This is a genomic window from Ekhidna sp. (genome assembly GCF_965212185.1).
In the GTDB taxonomy this organism is placed as follows: Bacteria; Bacteroidota; Bacteroidia; order Cytophagales; family Cyclobacteriaceae; genus Ekhidna.
In genome coordinates this window covers 2262906-2281739 of record NZ_OZ243102.1, presented here as the reverse complement: position 1 = coordinate 2281739, position 18834 = coordinate 2262906, and the positions used below count along the sequence as shown (strand labels likewise).

Sequence of the window (18834 nt, the reverse complement as noted above, 5' to 3'; positions counted from 1 at the left end):
ATGAAAAAAATGAGAATAATACTGTTTGGAATGTCTCTCATGCTAGCAAGTGTACTTCAGGCTCAGCCAGATATTTCATTGGTTTTCTACGTGGAAGAAGGTACCCCTAATGGTACCTTAATTGGAACAGTCACCGCCGATGATCCTGACGGAGATGCCTTAACGCATACACTCGTTTCGGGCAATGTGAATGATGCTTTTGCGCTTGATCCTACTTCAGGTGATCTTACAATCAATAACCAGAATGAATTGGTTTTTGTAGCTAATCCGACCTATGATCTTGTTGTAGACATTAGTGATGGCAATGGCGGGGATATCATGGCAGCTGTAAAAATCAACGTTACTGAAAAACCATTGGGTTTGACCCTGGAAGAGAAAATTTTCTACCCAAATCCGGTTTCGAATCACCTGCATATTGATCTTTCCGATAAAAAGACATCATATACCCAAGTCAGCATCTATTCTCCAGAAGGAAAAATGGTTTTCAATTCACCAATTCAAGATCAAATAAACCTTTCGGGATTAACAACCGGTGTTTATGTGATTGTTTTTGAGGGCCCGAAGAGTGTTTTTGCTGAAAGGTTAATAGTAAAATAGAATCATTAAGACGCCTTCTTCAAAAAGTCGATTGTAGAACAATCAACCTTTGCCTTCAATGCATGAAGGATATTATACAATCCAAAAAACGTTCTATTGAAGTAAATGAAATGCCGCGATCCTCGGGCCTGTAGTCTGTTCATTTCCGGATCTTTTGAAATAGCTTCACCCTTCATGTAAATCTCGGTGAAGTATTTATCATCACTAAAATCAAACACGCCTTCATTAAATGGTTTGGAAAGAAGACGGATAAGATCAGTGAACATGGCTGTTACAATCTTTGCATCCTTCTCAGAATCTGATGGGCGAATGATTTCTAGTTCGCTGAATAGCTCATTCACTCTTTTTGGATTGTCCAACACATCATAACTCGCAAGCTCAAAGTACGAATCGTAGAAATCCTTTGGTATATGCTTAATGCATCCAAAATCAATCACTCCTAAGTTATTTTTTTCATCAATGATGAAATTACCCGGATGTGGATCTGCATGCATCATTCGGAGTTCATGCATTTGGTACATATAGAAATCCCAAAGTATCTGACCTAATCGATCCCTATTTTCCTGACTTTGCTCCTTTTTCATCCAGGCACCAATCGGCTCTCCTTCCAACCAACTCATGGTTAGTATTTGAGGGGCAGATAGCTCAGGGAAATATTTCGGAAAGAACACCCCATTTAGACTTTTACATTTTTCAGCAAAATCCATCGATTGCTTCAGTTCCAATGCATAATCTGCTTCTTCGAGAAGTTTTCCTTCCACTTCTTTCATGTAAGGCTCCACCTCTTTGCCTTTAACATTCATCAGTTTTAAAGCAAATGGTTTGGCAAGCTTCAAATCACTTTTGATACTATCGCCTACACCCGGGTATTGAACCTTTACAGCCAATTGTTCTCCGTTCAGTTCAGCTTTGTGCACCTGCCCCATGGATGCAGCATTGCTGGCACTTCTATCGAAAGTATCGAATATGTCTTTAGGCTCTTTGCCAAGGTTGTCAACAAACGTTTTTTTCACCAAAGGATAAGATAATGGAGGAGCACTGTATTGTGCCATGGCAAACTTGTCTGAGTATGCCTTTGGAAGTACATTCTGATCCATGCTTAAAAGTTGTGCCATTTTTAATGCACTGCCTTTAAGTTCACTTAATGAATCATAGATATCTCGTGCATTATCATTATCAAGTGCTTCTTTGTCAAGCTTTCCTTTGATCGCCGCTTTACTGTACGCTTTGACATAGTTGGCGCCAACTTTAGCTCCTGTTGTTACAAACTTGCTTGCACGTTTTACTTTGCCTATTGGAATTCGATCGAGTTCTTTTGCCATTATACAGGAGCTTTTGAGAAGCCCATTTTTTGTAAGAAGAATTTGCTGAGGTCTATTATTGAGTCTAGTGCTGGTAATTCACCGATATCAAAGGCTGTTCGAGTTGACTTTTCAATGAATACATCCGTGTCTGCACCATTTGCAGAATCGTCTTTTACCCAGAAAAAGAGGGTAGCAATGGTATGTGACCATAAAACTCTCTTATACGCCGATTGGGTAGCATCTTGAGCTTTGTTCGGTAAAAACTCAAAAGTCTTTGCCCAGTCTATATCAGATTGAGTGATAATCTTTTGAGTTTGTTGGAGTTCTGAGGGTAATTCATGTGGCTTTTTACCTTCCAATCGATACAAAATGAATGAACGATCAGATTTTACAATCTCCATAAAAGTGTATAGAAAGGAAAGATGCTTCTCTCTGCCATCCATTTCCTCGAATTCAGGATCATTCATCACTACTTTCAGCGTTTGATGATAATATCCTTCCCAGATAGACTTTTCTATGTTTTTTAATGATCCAAAATGCTTAAAGAAATCTTCATCTGAAATCTTAAAGTATTTAGTGAAAACCCTCACTGTTTCAGGTTTTTTGCCCTCTTCCAGCAAGTAGTCCATATAGCCTTTTTTAATGGAAGATTCTGTAATAGTTTTTTTAGCCATGTTTAAAAATTTATCTGTATTTAATAACATCCAATGTCTACTTATGGTTTTGATTTACTATCTTTTTATTTTCAAAGCTCACCCTATTTAATCGCGTTAATTGTAAGTATTCAAATTAATGACCCATTAAGTATGCTCCGCCAGATTGCTGCTGTCCTAATCTCATCATTTATTATTGGTGATGTGTATTCCAATGATGGTCTTAACCAAACCCCAAGGAAACTTGAGGTCATTTGGTATACATCCACGCCATTTGTAGAAGAGGACAGTAGAGGCAATGTTGTAGGAATTGAACCTGAGATGTTCAAACTCTTTAGGGAATATATGCGCAACATGAAGGGAGAGGAGGTAGAAATCGTTTTTAATAAAGCGAAGAATTTTGTCAATATCCTGGATGTGATGAAGCTAAACAGCAATCCCAATGCTGTAGGGGCTTCAGCACTTTCAATTACTTCTGACCGTAAGCAATTTGCCCAGTTCACAGAATCCTATTTGCCAGACATCACAGTACTGGTATCCAGTAAAGGGACTTCTATAGTAGATGCCAAGGATGAGCAATTAGGAATGTTACAGTCCTTGCAAGCAATCACCATCAGAGGGACTAAGTACGAAGCATTACTAAATAACTTAAGAGAAGAAACTGGAGTAGATTTTGAGATAATATACATCGAAAGTGATCAAAATATCATTGACGGTATTATCGCTGAAGATAACCGGTTTGGTTTTATTGATTTACCCATTTATCTAATTAGAATAGAAGGAGGAGATCAATTAACGCGACAAAATTTCTTTACTCACATCGGACAAGGCTATGCTTTTATCTTACCACAAAGTAGCATGTGGAAGGAAGATCTGAATGAGTTTCTTTCTGACCCAAACTCTCAGGCGGCAATCTCAAAAATTATCTCCAATTACCTGGGAGAAGAACTTTACAAGTTTATAGATAATCTATATGGTGATTCTGAACTTAGCACATCTATTCTTACCAAAGAGAAAGAGCTGCAATTAGAAATGATAAGGAATGTTAACCTGAGATTGGAGCAAGAGATTGCGGTTAGACGAATTTTGATTGTGAGTACAGGTGTAGCAGTCCTATTAATATTGGTAATAGGATACCTTTTTATTAGAAATCAAAGAACTACCAATTTACTGCTTGGCAAGAATGACCAAATTGAAAATATCCAACGGGATATTCAACAGAAAAATGAGCAATTAATCAATAGAAATGCTCAATTGGTTGCGCTAAATGAGGAGAAAAATAATCTAATGAAGATTCTTGCTCATGACATCAGGTCTCCTTTAAGCCAAATAATAATGATCACAGACATTGTGAATAACAATGTTCAGCGTGACTTGACCGAACAAGAGCAGAAAATGCTTACCCAGGTTACGAAAAACGCGGAACGTATCAATCAAATGGTTTCCAAAATTCTTGACGTCAATAGTTTGGAAGAGAGCCGCATCAATGTATTGCAAGAGCGGGTCAATATTGGCGACATTATGAGGGATGTTTCTCAGAGATACAGACCCATTGCCGCTAAAAAAGATATTGATTTGACAGTTGAGTTTTGTGAAAACCATAACATGATTCGAACGGATCACCTACTTCTTTTACTTGTTCTGGAAAATTTGATATCAAACGCAGTGAAATTTTCTGATGAAGGCACCACGGTTGAATTGAAGTCTGAATGTAATTATGATAGTGTCATCTTTAAAATTTCAGATGAGGGACCAGGCTTTTCAGATGAGGACAAGAAAAAGCTATTCTCACGATTTCAAAAATTAAGTGCGAAACCAACCGCGGGTGAGCAATCCACAGGACTTGGATTATCAATTGTCAAAAAGTATGTGAGTGACCTGGGTGGTAAAGTTTGGGTTGAATCTGAGCAGGGAAAAGGAGCTACATTTTTCGTGAAATTGACAGTTTAAACTTCTAACAAGAGTTCCGCTACTTCCTCTCCAACCAAACTTCCAATAGCCACGCCCATACCTCCCAGACGAACGCCGATTGCGATTCTATCTGAAATCTTCTTTACTATGGGTTCTTTGTTTTCCCCAAAGGCCATAATTCCTGACCACTCCATTTCAACCCTATAATCCTGATCTGGTAGAATGATGGTTTCAAGATCATGCATCAACTTTTCTCGAATATTTTCATTGATACCAAATTCCGTAGTTGATTCTTCCTCCCTTGCGATATTCCGGGCGCCTCCATATAGAAGCTTTCCATAATAATCACGGAAATAGTAATAGCCCTCTTCGTAATGAAAGGTTCCTTCAAAAGACAGCTCATTCTTTGGTATGACACTCATTACAACCCCTCTCCCAGGAGTGAGGTCTAGCGGATCGTCAAGAAGTTTTTTGGTGAAGGCATTGGTACAAACGGCTACCTTATTTGAAGTAAATACTGCATTCTTGCACTCCACCGTAACACCATTTACTTGCTCATGGATGTTCATCACTTCGCATCCGGTATGTACTCTCACTCCGATAGAAGTACAATAATCCCAAAGTGTACTGATGAGTTTACCAGTATCTAATTGACCTTCCAATGGGTTTTCTATCAAATGATAGGTTCGTCCAAACTTAAATGCAGGTATTTTTTCGTTAGAGAGTTTAAAAACATCTTGCTGAAAAAAGTCTGACAGCAAGCGATTAATAGAATCCATTTGATCGACTACCTCGGATTTTTCGTCAAAAATGAGTTCATATCCACTTTTGACTTGAATATCAATCCTACTTCTACCTAATCTTTGACAGGTCTTTTGTAATCCATCCCAACGCTTTTCCACTAGTTTAACCATTCCATCAGGACCAAGGGTATTTACATCATTTAATAGCTCAGATACACTACCAAAACATGCGAATCCTGCATTTTTAGTACTCGCTCCTGTAGGGAGTAGCCCTCTTTCCAGCACCACCACATTCAAGTGTGGTGATTGCTCCTTTAAAGTGGCAGCCGCAGAAAGGCCTGAGATTCCTGCTCCAACCACAATAATGTCTGCCTTTAAGAAGGACTGTTTTTCCCAAATACTGAATTCCATAAATGAGTTATTAATGATAAAATCTTTAGATTTATATATTCCTTAAATCTATCGCATCATGAAGAATATTTGTTTATCAATTGCCTTAAGTGTAATCACACTTTTCTCTTTTTCTCAACGAGCTGAATCCTTCGATGAAAAAAGCTTTGGTAAGATGTATAAAACCATGAAGAAGTATAAAACAGACAATGGACGACTCATTTCTTCTGAACGATATCTTTTGGGTAGCTATGTTAACTCAAGTCAATTAAGGGATTTAGCATCTACATTCGATAGCGATGCGAAGCGTGGTGAATTCATAAAAAAATATTTTCATTCGATTACTGACTATAATTATATAGCCTCCGTCTTTGAATCATTCAATTCAATGTCAAATGCGCTGAATGTCTATGAAGAGCTGAGACCGCAAATTTTAAAAATCAGATTAGGAGAAGAAAGCCAATCAGTCGCGATGGATACAAGTGAGTTCTCTGAAAAATTGGAACTGGTAAAAGAAGAGAATTACTCCAGAAACAAGAAAGAGAGGATACGTGTATTATTTGGGTTACATGCTTTATCTGTGACTCAAATAGAAATGTTAATAAATGAGTTTGATTATTCCAGAGACAGAGTTTGGGTAGCTAAACTCCTGTATCCAAGATGTACGGAGAAAGATAAATTTTACCGACTGGCAAAGTCATTTGATTACGACCGTGACAAAGATGCTGTCTTGGCCCTCATGAACTAATCTGTATAATTGACCCGCAATACATCTACCTTAATCTTAGATTGACTGAGGTAATCCAACCAAAATAATTGCTGAGCAGATAGCTGATCGTTGGGTGATTTTACCTCATAGAAGTGATAATCATCATCATTCCAAATGAATAGATCAGGAAAGCCGGAGCTGTTATCCTTCATGTTTTTGGACATTTCCATCAACACTTTCTTAAGCCCTTTTAAGGGAGCTTTCGAAATCAGCACGTCAAGTGAAGGAAGAAGTGATTCGTGCCAATAAACAAATCGGTTAGCTAATCCATTTTTGTTTTCATAGGTATTTTCTACATGCTTTTTGAGTTTCATTCGAGTATTAAGATGCTTCAATTGATTTTCAAGAAGCTCCTGCCTTGATTCAAAGAATTGCGCATCATTGAGATCTGAGGGTTGCCTTTGAAGTGGATGATGAAACGATCCATGACTTTCGTCAAATATGATGTTCCAAAATACCAGTCCAAATAACCCACGCCATAGAAAATTTTCAGCATGGATGCCATCCCAACCCTTAGCTTCAAAATATTCAAGCACTGCTGATTCAATTCGTTGTTCCGGCTTTTCGATAGTGATGGATGGAGCACCTTTGAGTCGCTCAGTCATACTCCGGTTGATCCGAATGCCTTTCCTGTTTAGGAAATCTGTTGCAAAAGTGAGTTCAGATGCATTTGCAGGGTTATCCAACATGTTTTGAGCAAGATCCACTGCTTCAGGCCTTTGCTCCATCTTGTCAAGGATACGAACCCTTCGTTCCCTGGAAGGAGATTTATCGGTTAATGAATAATAGCTTAACGCAATATCTGGTCGTTGTAATTGCTCAAAATAGTAGGCCAGATCGAGCAATAATTTTTCAGCTGATTTTCTGGATTGCTTGTGCGATAGCCACGTTTCCCACGGAATATCATCCAGGTATTCTTCAAGTGGTAATTCAGCTTCACGAATTTCCCTAATCATTCGCTTTAGCTGGGATATGTGCATGACAGACAATGCCTCTTCACGTGATTCAAACCAAGGTTTGAATTTGGTCTCATCCAACTTTTCAATTTTCACATTGCCAACATCCCTAATGACAAAATCTGTCATTCTGCCCCACCTGCTACCAAAAAACAGCAGTTTAATGAAGTCCACCTCCTCGTTTTTTAAGACTTCTGCGATTTCCTCATTTTCGTGTATAATCGGGATATCTGTTTCAGAAAGCTCAAGGAGCATATCACTTTTCTTTTGTGACCGATCAAAGAAATCAAAATAGGATTGCAACTCATCTTTGGTGAACAAACGAAACTGGGTTGGGTCGTCGTTTTCATTGATCGTTATAAATCCATGATGGAATAACTCTTCCTTGGCCTCTTGAACATCAGGAATCTCAACGTAGGAAATCTTACTCATTCGAAAGTAATTTCCCCTTCTGTTAGAGAACCTTAAGTACAAGCATTGGGCAGGCTCTGACAAATCCCTAAATGATTGATAGAAGAGGTATTCAGGTTGATCAAGGATGTGGTCATACTGCCGCTCTACAAATTCCAGTAAATAATTAAAGTAATCTAAATAGTACTTTTCGGGCAGTATTATTGGATCATTTTTAGACATTTAGACTTTCGAACTACTTAATGGGTTACAGTGTTCAACATTTTGGTATTATAAACAGTGCACAAAAGCAGAGATATGAGGACTTATTTAAGCATGATACTCCTTTTCACTACTCTTACGTCGTTTTCACAAAGTTACGTCGATTCGGGTATTAGACACTTCAATGTTGGTGAGTATAATGAAGCCTTGGTTGACTTTGAGAAAGCCGTAGAACTTAAGGACATGCTCACGGAGGCAGCTAAAGGAAAGCTTTACTTTTATCGAGCGCTAGTATGGCTGGAGAAGGCCAGGAAAGCGGGTAATGCCGAGCAGGATCATTTAAATCTGGCTTATGCTGATTTATCAATCGCAGCGACCAAAGGCAAAAGCCTTGAAGTTGAAGTAAACCAGGCTTTCAAAGAATTGAATGCATTGTTAATTGAAGAAGCAGATGCACTCTTAAAACAGGAAAAGAAAGCCGATCAGGTCTTACTTAAGCTAAGCATTTTAGATAAGCGCATTGAGTATTTAACAATCATCAAGGAGTTAGGCATTTCCTCATTTACAGACCTCAATTTGGGCGAAACCAATAAGCTGGCGGGTGATATCATTTTTGAGAGTACCACCAATGTATTGGAAATGCAAAAAGCCAAAGCATATTATGAGGAAGCACTGAAGTCTTATGAACTCGCCAGATATGATGATCCATTCTCTAAAGAAATCATAAGTAATTTGCTCACCCTGGCAGAAAGGCTGATGGATGTGGATAGGGTGGAGGAGTATCAGAAGTTGATGGATTTGGCTGAAGAGTAGATTAATCTTCCAATATCCTGAGCTTTGCAAAGCTTAACAGCAAGGTCTTTTCGCCTGCTTTTTCAAAATCCACCTTGGCTTTCTTATTGGCCCCCTGCTCATCGATGTTGGTCACCGTACCAAACCCAAACTTCGGATGCTCCACCTTCATGCCTTCGGCCAGATTGGTTGTATCGCTTGGTTCAAAATCTGGGCTGGGTTTATGATTTACTTTGGTAGCAAAGCGCTTGGTGGAATTCTCTTTTTTGACATTCGAAACGAAATTCTTCGTTACGTAATTGATGCCTGGAGAGACTGGATCTTTAGAAGAAAACTTACGATTGACTTTGATAAATGCCGGATCTACTTCCTCCAAAAACCTACTTGGCTCGCAATTCTTTAGCCGTCCGTAGCGGTACCTATTGAGTGCATAACTGAGATATAGTTTTTTCTCTGCACGAGTAATGGCTACATAAAACAACCGGCGTTCTTCTTCCAGATCAGCACGACTACTCAGCATCATTTGCGAAGGAAACAGTTCTTCTTCAAGACCTACAATAAAGACATAAGGAAACTCAAGACCTTTTGCCATGTGAATGGTCATCAGAGTCACTGCCTCATCGTTCTTCTTATTTCTATCCTCGTCTGTAAGGAGCGCTACATCCTGTAAGAATGCTCCAAGACTCCTGTCCTCACGATCTGCATCGTCGGTGAATTCTTTGATTGCATTGAGGAGTTCCTGCGTATTTTCATAGCGGTTCATCCCCTCAATGGTTTTGTCTTCATAGAGCTCTTTGAGTAGTCCGGAAGTCTTGGCTATCTGCGCCGCAGTGTCATAGGCATCTTTCTTTTCATTCGTCAATCGGAAAGACTTGATCAGCGTAACGAAGTTCTCAACTTGTGTGCCTCCACGATTGCCCACATACGAAGTAGCTTTCTCCATGATTTCCCACAGTTCTTTGCCTTCTTCATTGGCAGCAACCACCATCTTATCAATGGTGCCGGGACCAATACCTCGTTTAGGGAGATTGATGATCCTACGCATGGCTGTTTCATCATTGGGGTTTACCGTATATCGGAAATAGGCAAGGAGGTCTTTGATTTCCTTACGCTGATAAAATGACAGCCCACCAACGATTCGGTACTTAATGTTATTCCTCCGAAGAGCTTCTTCAATAGCTCTCGATTGGCTATTCGTTCGGTACAGCACCGCAAATTCCTTCTCAGAGCAATGATTGCGCATCTTCGTCTCAAAAATGGCAGATGCTACAAGTTTGCCTTCTTCATTGTCAGAAGTGGACTTTATTAGTTCAATGAGATCCCCTTCCTGATTGTCTGTCCAGACATTCTTTTTTAGCTGAGCAGTATTCTTTCCAATGACAGAGTTGGCAGCATTAACGATGGTTTTGGTAGAGCGATAGTTTTGCTCCAAACGGATCATTTTTAAGTCCGGATAGTCTCGCTCGAAATTCAGGATATTTTGAATGTCTGCACCCCGGAAGGCATAGATACTCTGTGCATCGTCACCTACCACACAGATGTTTTGACGTACAGCCGCCAAACGTTTAGCGATCAGATATTGTGAGATATTCGTATCCTGAAACTCGTCAATCATTACATAATGAAAGCGCTGTTGGTATTTATTGAGGACATCCGGGTGTTCCTGGAAGAGGATGTTTGTGTTGAAAAGGAGATCATCAAAATCCATTGCATCTGCAGCAAAGCATCGCTCGCAATAGGTTCGATAGATTCTACCCATTTCAGGACGCATGTTTTGAGTATCGTCCTCCAGGTAGATGGGATTGTTTAAATACTCCCTCCAGGATACCAGCCTGTTTTTAGCACCTGAGATTCTGCTGTAAATGATATTCGGCTTATAGACCTTGTCATCCAGGTTGAATTCTTTGACGATAAGTTTGATCAGCGACTTAGAATCATCCGTATCATAGATGGTGAAGTTGCTGGGGTATCCAATCTTTGGGGCCTCAGCTCTTAAGATTCTGGCGAATACAGAGTGGAAGGTCCCCATCCATAAATTTTTAGCTTCCGCACCCACCATTTCTTCGATCCGTTTCTGCATTTCGCGAGCCGCCTTATTGGTAAAGGTCAGTGCCATAATGTTGAATGGATCTACATTATGTGCTTTAATAAGGTGAGTGATTCGATAGGTAAGAACACGAGTTTTTCCTGATCCTGCACCTGCAATAATCATGCATGGACCTTCTACATTTACTACGCCTTCTTTTTGTGGTGGATTGAGTTGATCAAGGTAATCTGCCTGCGCTTCTGCCATTCGGCAAATCTATCTGATTTGACTCATAAATTTTGCCTTGATGTCTTCCTTGATTTAGAATTTTCACATCTTGCGATCCTATGCTTGGAATCATTGTTGAGATAGCTCTTTCATGGGTGATCCTTAGATATTTTGCAAGAAAGGATTTAAAAGTTTTGGGATTAACCCCCAAAAAAAGCCGAATGATTGGATTCAGCCTTGGTTTTGCTATTTCTGCAATCATGTGCGCATTTTATTATCAATTGGTGGCACTTCTTTCAGGAGCACATTGGATATTGAACAAGTCGTTCGGATTTTACGATTTTCTTCAAAGTTTTTGGTGGGTTACCAAATCCGTTCTTTTCGAGGAATTCATCTTTAGGGGTGCGCTTCTTTATGTGCTGATCTCACGACTTGGAGTGGCTAAAGCATGTTGGATTTCGGCCATAGCTTTCGGTGGGTATCATTGGTTCTCTTATGGAATCATTGGGAATCCTCAACAAATGATTTTTGTGTTTCTTCTTACAGGTACATGGGGCTTAATGTTCGCTCATTCTTTTGCTAAAACAGGATCCATGTTGCTGCCAATTGCACTGCACCTTGCATGGAATGCCGTAAACCTGATTGTTTTTTCACAGGGATCTATTGGAGATCAGCTGCTAACCGATGTAGGAGGGGAGCCCTTAGATGGAATGGTGTCTTTAGCAGTGTTTGTTTTACAATGGTTGGGGTTGCCGACGATTGTTTTTATCTACCTGAAATTCAGATTATTGCCCAGCAAAGTGTAAAAGCTGTTGAGGATAATAACCGCAAAGCAGCAAGAAATGTAGTCCACATTTTTTTCAGGCGTAGTTGATATGCTCAACTACAGTTATTTCTATAATGGAACGAAATATCTATCTTGTTAGACTAAAACTAACTTAACAAACACTATTATGGATTTTTCATCAATTAATTGGTTGGCTGTGCTGGTAGCTACAGTCTCAGCTTTTGTGGTGGGTGGTCTCTGGTACGGACCACTATTCGGGAAAGCCTGGATGGCAGAAATGGGTTTTACCGAGGAAGAGCTTAAAGAAGCAAACATGGCTAAGATTTATGGATCTGCATTTGTCCTTGAGTTTATCATTGCGCTACAGTTGGCATTTTTCTTAGGTCATGGAGGCACAGACCCTTCAGTTGGTCAGGGTGCTGCTTATGGGTTTCATATTGGTCTCTTCTTCATTGCAACTGCAATGGCAGTTAATGCACTATTTTCAAGGATGACACTAAAGCTTTGGTTTATCAATGCTTTCTACTTTGTGGTATTACTTACACTGATGGGAGTGATTCTAACGGTGATGTGACCCATAAAGATTAAACACCCAATAATCCCCTCAAAGGAAACTCCCCTTTTGAAGCGGTTCGACGTTTCAAGGGGGAGGGGGATGTTGCTTTTAATCCTACTTTACCATTGCCTCAACAAACACAGGTGCCTGCTCAAAGAGTGTGTCACTGGTTATTCTGGTGATTTCGCCAGACTCGTATTCCATGATGAAGATGTCAAAGTTCATATCTTCATCATTCTCTCCGGTATTCGAATCAAAAGTAATCATCGTTCCATCGGGTGACCAGGAGTGCCAACCCACTGGAATGGAGTCCGGTGTTAGTTTTTTAAGACCACTTCCATCTGGATTAATTTGAAAAAGATATGATCCACCTTGCTGTTTCGAGTGATACGTGATGACGTTTCTATTGGGCTCCCAAAAAGGAGGCCCTGCGTGATAACTATACCAATTGGCAGTGGTATCACCTTCCGGATAATAAGTCAGCTGGCGCAAATTACTCCCATCGACACCCACAATATACAGCTCATCCTGATACCCAATATTTGCTTTAAATCGTTTTTTAGATCCCCTGAATACAATTTCTTTTCCATCGGGTGAAAAGTAAGGATCACTGTAATAAGGAAGCCCGGTGTATATTTTTTGAACAAGCTCACCAGATCTGTTAATTATATAGAAAGCACTATCTCCATCTACTTTAGGATTAACAATAATTTCTTGTCCACCATTTCGTGTACTCATCCAGCTATCTCTGAGTTGCGGGCCACCAATTTTTCGATGCTGACTTCCTAAAGCATCTGTTTCATACAAAAAATAGCATCGGTTACACGTATCTCTATCAGAGATGTATAAAACCTGATCGTCATAGGCTCTATAGGTCCATTCAACACCTTCGAGATTGGTGATGTTGACTTGATCTGTGCCATCCAGATTCATTGTGAACACCTCGTAATTATCGCCTTCTTTATCTGTCCATACATTGCAAGCGATGCGATAAGCTTTATTCGGTTGGTCAGCTTCCTTTTTTGAACAAGAAAGAAGTAAAGCTACTAGTATAATATAGATTAGGTTTTTCATAATTGTTATCTCCAGATTCCTAATATAAATCCAATTAACGTGAAATATACCACGATATAACCACCATTAATCAACATATATCTAAGCGTCTTTTGCTCATACATAGCGATAATGATGAATATCATGGCAGCCCAACCAAAACCAGTTAGAAATCCGGCAGTTGTTCCCCACACCCAATCAGTGTCTACATCTCCTAAAAAGAAGGCCATGTTGTAGCATATGATTACAGATAGAATGGTCGAGATACCATAAAGTTTTCCTGTATTGATATCCTTGAAGTCATCATCGGTTTTATTGTTTTCAACTTTCCAAGCGTTGTAAAACAGTGCAGGAGAGTACCAGATTGCGCCTACGATTAGATTAGAGATGGCAGCAACAAAGACTGCCCAGTGATTGATGTACATGTTTTCCATTGATATTTTTTTGAAGTAAAAGTATCCGTGTGATGGATCAATGTATTGGAAAAAATTTACCTCAGAGGAATGTAATTGAGGTCAGCTCCCTTTTCTGTCAAATATTGCTGAGGATTAAACCCGGAATATGCTTTGAATTCATTGATGAAATGAGCCTGATCATAGTATCCACAGTCTAAAGCAAGTTGGGTCCAGTTAATTGATTGCATCGTTTCAAGGTCATGAATCGCTTTTTGAAAGCGCATCACTTTCTGAAAACCCTTTGGTGATAAACCAACATATTTTTTAAATAAGCTTATGAAGTGTTTTTGGCTGTATCCACTGTTGTCAGAGATCCATTTTAGGGTTCCTGTTTGCGGGTTTGAGGCAATAAGGTTGGAAGCATTCAAAATAGCATCAGGAGGTCCTTGATTCAAAAGCCGCTTAGTAAGAAAACCCTCCGTTACTGTGAATTTCGTATCAATATTTTCAGTGTTAAGCAATTCATCTCTTAAGGAATCAATTTGAGATTGAAAAAATACATCCGCATCAATGACCTGACTCTTGGTTTGTTCTGAAGGGTGGTGAATAAATTGATAGGCACCAGTAAAAGTGAAATTGACCACCAGCATACTCGAGTTGACCCCTCCAGCATCAATGGTTAGTAGCTCGCTTCTGGCACCTGAAAACCAATAGCGTTTACAAACTTGTTTATCTGTTAAGTCAATATTGTCAAATATGCGCTTTGGAGTTTCTGTTAAATCAATAATCAAGGTCTGACAACCATCAGGGAGCAATCGCTCTTTTTCATAATCCGGAGTGTATCCATCAAAATAGGCAATGGATTGGATGTGTTGTGCCAATGGTGCTTCCGGTATATGAAGATGAAAATTCATTCGTTTGGAAACAATACTCTCGGAATTGTCATGATCTCAGTTGCTCTCCCATCAATATATTTCACATTCTCTCCATCAAAAAAGGCGTCTTCCTCCAGCATAATCCTGATTTCCTTTCCCCATTCCTCCAAATAAACGCCTGCATTTAATTCAATCGAGTGTGCAGTATTCGGATACAATGGATAATCTCCTTTTCCAGGAACACCTCCTTGTTGATCCCATAACCCAATGGTTGGTCCAGCAGCATGACCATGAAACCCGATTGGATGAGTATAGATCACGCCTTTCAGCCCTTCAGCTTTGCACTGATCCAAAGTGGCTTTCAGTATTTCATTTCCACTCCTTCCGGATTTAAAGTTAGAGGTGAGGATATCCTGAACCCGGTTACCTTTTTTAAATGCGGTTTTGAGAAAATCTGGTACTTCCTTTTCACCGGGTTTTAAAACATAGGCATGTTGCTGTGTATCGGTATTGAGCCTGAGGTAAGTGATTCCAAAATCCACATGCAGCAAATCACCTGGGTAGATTATCTGTTGTTCAGGTCGCTCAGAAAATGATCTAAGATGATCAAAAGATTCAGGATCACCTCGCTGGATGGAAACAGAAGGGTGGAACCATGCAGTAAAACCTAGTTCTCTAATTCGATCCCTATACCACCAAACCACATCATCGGTTGAGGTTACTCCTGGTTGAATCACTTTCTCTGAAAATCCTTCTGCAATGATTTGATGTGCCATGCGTACAATGTTTTGATAGACCATCATTTCACTTTTAGTTCTGGTCTCCAGCCATCCAATGGCTACATTTTCAGCACCAACGACCCGATCTTGATATTTCTTGGGCAATACTTCCATAAGCATGTCGTAATGTGTGGAAGAAATACCATCGGCCAGCGCGAAAGTTTCTGACTTGTTGATACCTATCTTTTTTGGGTCTTTGGAAACAATCATGTCAGACAGAGCCTTCCATTGATCAGGCTGTTCCTCCTTATTCCAAATAGTTTTAAATAGGGCACCCGTATTATATCTGGACATCCCAAAGGTCTCTAGTTGTTTGCCATCTCCAGGATCGTAGGCAATGAGCATGGTTGTTCTTCTGGCAGATTGCCAGGTGGCAGGTAAAAGTGTTTTGATGACCGGATCTTCGTTATATTCTCTGGCAATGATGATCCACATATCAATTCCAGAACGTCTCATAACTTCCGGAAGGACTGTTTGCACTCGCTCTTCCAACCATTGGTCTATGATCTCCGCCCGTTCTCGCATCGAGAGTACCTTGGGAAAGTAAGGATTTTGAGCGGATAAAGTGGTGGTGGCTAATAATAATAGGACGAAAATCTTCCTCATACTTTAGTGTTTAAGCACTAAAGATAATGATTCAATTTTCAGTGCTATTCGACAATTATTCGAGAGGTTAATTGTTTTCCTTCGCTGGTAATCACACTTAAAAGATAAAATCCTTTTGACAAACCTCTTGTGTCAACATCAAAGTTTAACTGACCTCTTTTTGAAAGACGGGAATTCAGGTTTTTAACTGATCCACCGGAAAGACTCACCAGACGAATCTCCCGTATTTCTGAAGGTCGATTCATTGTAATTGATAGTGCCTGTGATTTAATGGTGGTTGGAAAAACGGTCATATTGGTTTCGAACGAATTGACATCTGTAGAAACCCGCTTTATATCAAAGTATTCATACTGACCATCATAATCTACTTGCTTTAATCGATAGTATTCCACTGTAGCAATTGGAAAGTAATCTGTGAATTGGTATTCAAGATGATTATTGGAGTTTCCATGACCATTAATTTTTCCTATCTCATAGAAATTCTCACCATCTTCAGATCGTTCTATAGAGAAGTAATCATTATTGAATTCAGATACTGTAGCCCAATTTAGAACTATGTTTTTTTCATTATTGACCTCAAAGTAGAGAAGTTCTACTGGTAGAGGCTCAGAACCACCACCATCAACAAATTCTTCAACATTATCGAATCCATCGTCTGATAGCTGATCAATTGTATATGAACTATCATCGCCAGTTCCATTATCAATAGTTGATTGAGCATTACCACTATAAGAACCGGCATACACGTTACCATCCCCGGAGTAGGTACCCTGAGATCCACTTTTATTAAAATTTCCGATCACTACTACCGTACCGCCACTCGCAATATTTATTTTGTTGTTCATATCTAAGTCCCCTAAAACTATGAATAACGCATTATTGCCAAGGGTTAAATTCATTGATTTATTAGCAAAATCAACATCACCATGAACAATTAATGTGTCATTGATGATGAAATCATAAGCTTCCTTATTAGCTGCAAAAGAGAGATTTTGAGAAGAAACAGATGAACCAACTGAAATACTACCAAAAACTGTGATGTTTGCGTTAGTTTCAGGAAGGCTAAGAAATGCAGGTGAGCCATCAGTCCAACCACCAGACCAAGAGCTATTATTTCCCCAGTCCCCAGTATAATTATTTAGCGAGGTTTCTTGAGCGAAACCTGGAGATGAAGTAAAAAGTATTACAACGGATAAAAACCAGACGTTAGAAGAATATATTTTTCTCATTTTCAAAAATTCTAGGAATTCTTAATGGCTTATAAACACATAATTACGGCAATGTTCACACCCTTGGATTTTAATTTGGCTCATTGGCTATTATAGCTCGATCAAGTGTTCGTTTAGTCAGTTGAAATGCTTTTCTCTACCTTTGCACTTTGATTGATAAAACCATACAATGAACTACTTAAATAACTTAACGGAGGGAATAGGAAATACTCCACTTTTAAAGCTAAATAGTGTTAATAAAGGCATTAAGGGCACCATCTTGGTTAAGGTTGAATACTTCAATCCTGGAAATTCCATCAAGGATAGAATCGCTTTAAAAATGATCGAGGATGCTGAGGAGAAAGGTATTTTGAAGCCTGGAGGAACTATCATTGAGGGAACCTCTGGTAATACGGGAATGGGGTTAGCCCTGGTGGCAATCTCCAAGGGTTATAAATGCATCTTCACACTTGCTGATAAGCAGAGTAAAGAAAAAATGGATGTTCTTCGTGCAATGGGAGCTGAAGTGGTTGTTTGTCCTACCAATGTAGCACCAGACGATCCCAAATCATATTATTCAGTGGCCAAGCAATTGGAGAAAGACATTCCAAACTCTTTCTATCCAAATCAGTACGATCATCCGGCCAATGCAATGTCTCACTACGAGACCACCGGACCTGAAATTTGGAAAGATACAGATGGGAAGATCACTCATTATGCTGCAGGAATGGGCACGGGGGGAACCATTAGCGGCACATCAAAATATCTGAAAGAGCAAAATCCAAATGTTGTGACCATTGGATTGGATTCTTACGGCTCTGTATTCAAAAAGTATAAAGAAACCGGAGAATTTGACGAGAAGGAGATCTATCCATATTTAACAGAAGGGATTGGTGAAGACATTCTTCCAAAGAACGTCGATTTTGACATGGTAGATCATATCGTGAAGGTGACGGATAAGGATGCGGCGATCATGACACGAAGACTTGCCAGGGAAGAAGGACTCTTCATCGGCTGGTCTTGTGGATCTGCAGTGTATGGAGCACTTGAGTATGCCAAAGAAAATTTGAAAGAGGATGATGTAATGGTTATTATCCTGCCAGATCATGGTACCAGATATTTGGGTAAGGTTTATAATGATGATTGGATGAAAGATCACGGATTCCTTGAAGATCGAAAATTTGCGACTGCTAAGGACATCATCATGAGTAAAAATGGATCCTCGAACCTTGTAACCATTGACAAATCATTAAAAGTAGGTGAGGCCATCAAATTGATGAATCAAAAAGGAATAGATCAGGCCCCAGTTGTTGATGGGAATGATTTTGTTGGAAGTGTATCCGACAGTCTTTTGCTAAAAGGATTGGTAGAAAACCCTGAATTAAAGGAGATGCCGGTTTCTGATATCATGGAAGCACCATTTCAGTTCATTTCTTCACTTGAGCCCATTGATGTGATGTCATCCATGCTGGGTAAAGAAAAGAAAGCACTCATGATTAGAGACGACAAAAACCAGGTACATATCATTACCCAAAGTGATCTTTTGGTAGCAATGACGAATTAATTAAATTTGAAAGAGCACAAATTAAATTTT

Annotated in this window: 17 protein-coding genes; 7 read left to right on the top strand and 10 right to left on the bottom strand. The window is 39.5% G+C overall.

Annotated elements, in window-relative coordinates:
• Positions 1-9 precede the first annotated feature (9 nt).
• Positions 10-597, top strand: a complete 588-nt coding sequence (locus tag ACOMC3_RS09910; RefSeq protein ID WP_420315724.1) for a T9SS type A sorting domain-containing protein — start codon at positions 10-12, stop codon at positions 595-597.
• Between the two features lie 5 nt (positions 598-602).
• Here ACOMC3_RS09910 and ACOMC3_RS09905 read toward each other — a convergent pair whose 3' ends face one another.
• Together ACOMC3_RS09905 and ACOMC3_RS09900 are read right to left on the bottom strand one after the other, a co-directional pair.
• Positions 603-1919: an ABC1 kinase family protein gene (locus ACOMC3_RS09905; protein ID WP_420315723.1), complete on the bottom strand. Its 1317-nt coding sequence runs from the start codon at positions 1917-1919 to the stop codon at positions 603-605.
• The gene (locus tag ACOMC3_RS09900) at positions 1919-2575 is read right to left on the bottom strand and encodes a hypothetical protein (protein WP_420315722.1); all 657 of its coding nucleotides are present in this window, start codon (positions 2573-2575) and stop codon (positions 1919-1921) included. Before ACOMC3_RS09900 ends, ACOMC3_RS09905 begins: the two co-directional genes overlap by 1 nt.
• A 132-nt stretch (positions 2576-2707) precedes the next feature.
• On the opposite strand from ACOMC3_RS09900, the gene ACOMC3_RS09895 reads away from it, so the two are divergent.
• Positions 2708-4504 carry an ATP-binding protein gene (locus ACOMC3_RS09895; RefSeq protein ID WP_420315721.1) on the top strand — a complete coding sequence of 599 codons (1797 nt, stop codon included), beginning with the start codon at positions 2708-2710 and terminating at the stop codon, positions 4502-4504.
• On the opposite strand, the gene ACOMC3_RS09890 is transcribed toward ACOMC3_RS09895, so the two are convergent.
• A complete protein-coding gene (locus ACOMC3_RS09890) occupies positions 4501-5619 on the bottom strand; it encodes an NAD(P)/FAD-dependent oxidoreductase (RefSeq protein ID WP_420315720.1) in 1119 nt (372 codons plus the stop codon). The two genes, ACOMC3_RS09895 and ACOMC3_RS09890, sit on opposite strands and share 4 nt — an antisense overlap.
• A 58-nt stretch (positions 5620-5677) precedes the next feature.
• On the opposite strand from ACOMC3_RS09890, the gene ACOMC3_RS09885 reads away from it, so the two are divergent.
• Positions 5678-6346 carry a DUF4476 domain-containing protein gene (locus tag ACOMC3_RS09885; RefSeq protein ID WP_420315719.1) on the top strand — a complete coding sequence of 223 codons (669 nt, stop codon included), beginning with the start codon at positions 5678-5680 and terminating at the stop codon, positions 6344-6346.
• On the opposite strand, the gene ACOMC3_RS09880 is transcribed toward ACOMC3_RS09885, so the two are convergent.
• Entirely contained in the window at positions 6343-7956 is a 1614-nt protein-coding gene (locus ACOMC3_RS09880; protein ID WP_420315718.1) for a VRR-NUC domain-containing protein, read from the bottom strand. The two genes, ACOMC3_RS09885 and ACOMC3_RS09880, sit on opposite strands and share 4 nt — an antisense overlap.
• Positions 7957-8031: 75 nt before the next feature.
• Here ACOMC3_RS09880 and ACOMC3_RS09875 point away from each other — a divergent pair, with 75 nt between their 5' ends.
• A complete protein-coding gene (locus tag ACOMC3_RS09875; protein ID WP_420315717.1) occupies positions 8032-8748 on the top strand; it encodes a hypothetical protein in 717 nt (238 codons plus the stop codon).
• Between the two features lies 1 nt (position 8749).
• Here ACOMC3_RS09875 and ACOMC3_RS09870 read toward each other — a convergent pair whose 3' ends face one another.
• Positions 8750-11020 (bottom strand): ATP-dependent helicase, encoded by a 2271-nt coding sequence (locus ACOMC3_RS09870; RefSeq protein ID WP_420315716.1) that lies wholly within the window; start codon positions 11018-11020, stop codon positions 8750-8752.
• A gap of 80 nt (positions 11021-11100) precedes the next feature.
• On the opposite strand from ACOMC3_RS09870, the gene ACOMC3_RS09865 reads away from it, so the two are divergent.
• Both ACOMC3_RS09865 and ACOMC3_RS09860 read left to right on the top strand, forming a co-directional pair.
• Positions 11101-11787: a CPBP family intramembrane glutamic endopeptidase gene (locus ACOMC3_RS09865; RefSeq protein WP_420315715.1), complete on the top strand. Its 687-nt coding sequence runs from the start codon at positions 11101-11103 to the stop codon at positions 11785-11787.
• Positions 11788-11934: 147 nt separating this feature from the next.
• Entirely contained in the window at positions 11935-12342 is a 408-nt protein-coding gene (locus ACOMC3_RS09860) for a DUF1761 domain-containing protein (protein ID WP_420315714.1), read from the top strand.
• Positions 12343-12438: 96 nt separating this feature from the next.
• Here the strand turns inward: ACOMC3_RS09860 and ACOMC3_RS09855 are convergent, their stop codons facing one another.
• From ACOMC3_RS09855 to ACOMC3_RS09835, 5 genes are read right to left on the bottom strand one after another with little or no spacing between them, the layout of a single operon-like run.
• Positions 12439-13398 (bottom strand): TolB family protein, encoded by a 960-nt coding sequence (locus tag ACOMC3_RS09855; protein WP_420315713.1) that lies wholly within the window; start codon positions 13396-13398, stop codon positions 12439-12441.
• Between the two features lie 5 nt (positions 13399-13403).
• On the bottom strand, positions 13404-13811 hold the full coding sequence (locus tag ACOMC3_RS09850) for a DUF1761 domain-containing protein (RefSeq protein ID WP_420315712.1): 408 nt from the start codon (positions 13809-13811) through the stop codon (positions 13404-13406).
• A gap of 56 nt (positions 13812-13867) precedes the next feature.
• Positions 13868-14686, bottom strand: a complete 819-nt coding sequence (locus tag ACOMC3_RS09845; protein ID WP_420315711.1) for an AraC family transcriptional regulator — start codon at positions 14684-14686, stop codon at positions 13868-13870.
• Positions 14683-16032, bottom strand: coding sequence for a M24 family metallopeptidase (locus ACOMC3_RS09840; RefSeq protein WP_420315710.1), 1350 nt, complete (start codon positions 16030-16032; stop codon positions 14683-14685). Before ACOMC3_RS09840 ends, ACOMC3_RS09845 begins: the two co-directional genes overlap by 4 nt.
• Positions 16033-16076: 44 nt before the next feature.
• On the bottom strand, positions 16077-17261 hold the full coding sequence (locus tag ACOMC3_RS09835; RefSeq protein ID WP_420315709.1) for a hypothetical protein: 1185 nt from the start codon (positions 17259-17261) through the stop codon (positions 16077-16079).
• 169 nt (positions 17262-17430) lie between these two features.
• On the opposite strand from ACOMC3_RS09835, the gene ACOMC3_RS09830 reads away from it, so the two are divergent.
• A complete protein-coding gene (locus tag ACOMC3_RS09830; RefSeq protein WP_420315708.1) occupies positions 17431-18804 on the top strand; it encodes a cystathionine beta-synthase in 1374 nt (457 codons plus the stop codon).
• The last annotated feature ends 30 nt before the right edge of the window (positions 18805-18834 follow it).

Coding starts and splice junctions, on each gene's coding strand:
- ACOMC3_RS09910 (WP_420315724.1), top strand. CDS start 10: ATGAGAATAATACTGTTTGGAATGTCTCTCATGCTAGCAAGTGTACTT.
- ACOMC3_RS09905 (WP_420315723.1), bottom strand. CDS start 1,919: ATGGCAAAAGAACTCGATCGAATTCCAATAGGCAAAGTAAAACGTGCA.
- ACOMC3_RS09900 (WP_420315722.1), bottom strand. CDS start 2,575: ATGGCTAAAAAAACTATTACAGAATCTTCCATTAAAAAAGGCTATATG.
- ACOMC3_RS09895 (WP_420315721.1), top strand. CDS start 2,708: ATGCTCCGCCAGATTGCTGCTGTCCTAATCTCATCATTTATTATTGGT.
- ACOMC3_RS09890 (WP_420315720.1), bottom strand. CDS start 5,619: ATGGAATTCAGTATTTGGGAAAAACAGTCCTTCTTAAAGGCAGACATT.
- ACOMC3_RS09885 (WP_420315719.1), top strand. CDS start 5,678: ATGAAGAATATTTGTTTATCAATTGCCTTAAGTGTAATCACACTTTTC.
- ACOMC3_RS09880 (WP_420315718.1), bottom strand. CDS start 7,956: ATGTCTAAAAATGATCCAATAATACTGCCCGAAAAGTACTATTTAGAT.
- ACOMC3_RS09875 (WP_420315717.1), top strand. CDS start 8,032: ATGAGGACTTATTTAAGCATGATACTCCTTTTCACTACTCTTACGTCG.
- ACOMC3_RS09870 (WP_420315716.1), bottom strand. CDS start 11,020: ATGGCAGAAGCGCAGGCAGATTACCTTGATCAACTCAATCCACCACAA.
- ACOMC3_RS09865 (WP_420315715.1), top strand. CDS start 11,101: ATGCTTGGAATCATTGTTGAGATAGCTCTTTCATGGGTGATCCTTAGA.
- ACOMC3_RS09860 (WP_420315714.1), top strand. CDS start 11,935: ATGGATTTTTCATCAATTAATTGGTTGGCTGTGCTGGTAGCTACAGTC.
- ACOMC3_RS09855 (WP_420315713.1), bottom strand. CDS start 13,398: ATGAAAAACCTAATCTATATTATACTAGTAGCTTTACTTCTTTCTTGT.
- ACOMC3_RS09850 (WP_420315712.1), bottom strand. CDS start 13,811: ATGGAAAACATGTACATCAATCACTGGGCAGTCTTTGTTGCTGCCATC.
- ACOMC3_RS09845 (WP_420315711.1), bottom strand. CDS start 14,686: ATGAATTTTCATCTTCATATACCGGAAGCACCATTGGCACAACACATC.
- ACOMC3_RS09840 (WP_420315710.1), bottom strand. CDS start 16,032: ATGAGGAAGATTTTCGTCCTATTATTATTAGCCACCACCACTTTATCC.
- ACOMC3_RS09835 (WP_420315709.1), bottom strand. CDS start 17,261: ATGAGAAAAATATATTCTTCTAACGTCTGGTTTTTATCCGTTGTAATA.
- ACOMC3_RS09830 (WP_420315708.1), top strand. CDS start 17,431: ATGAACTACTTAAATAACTTAACGGAGGGAATAGGAAATACTCCACTT.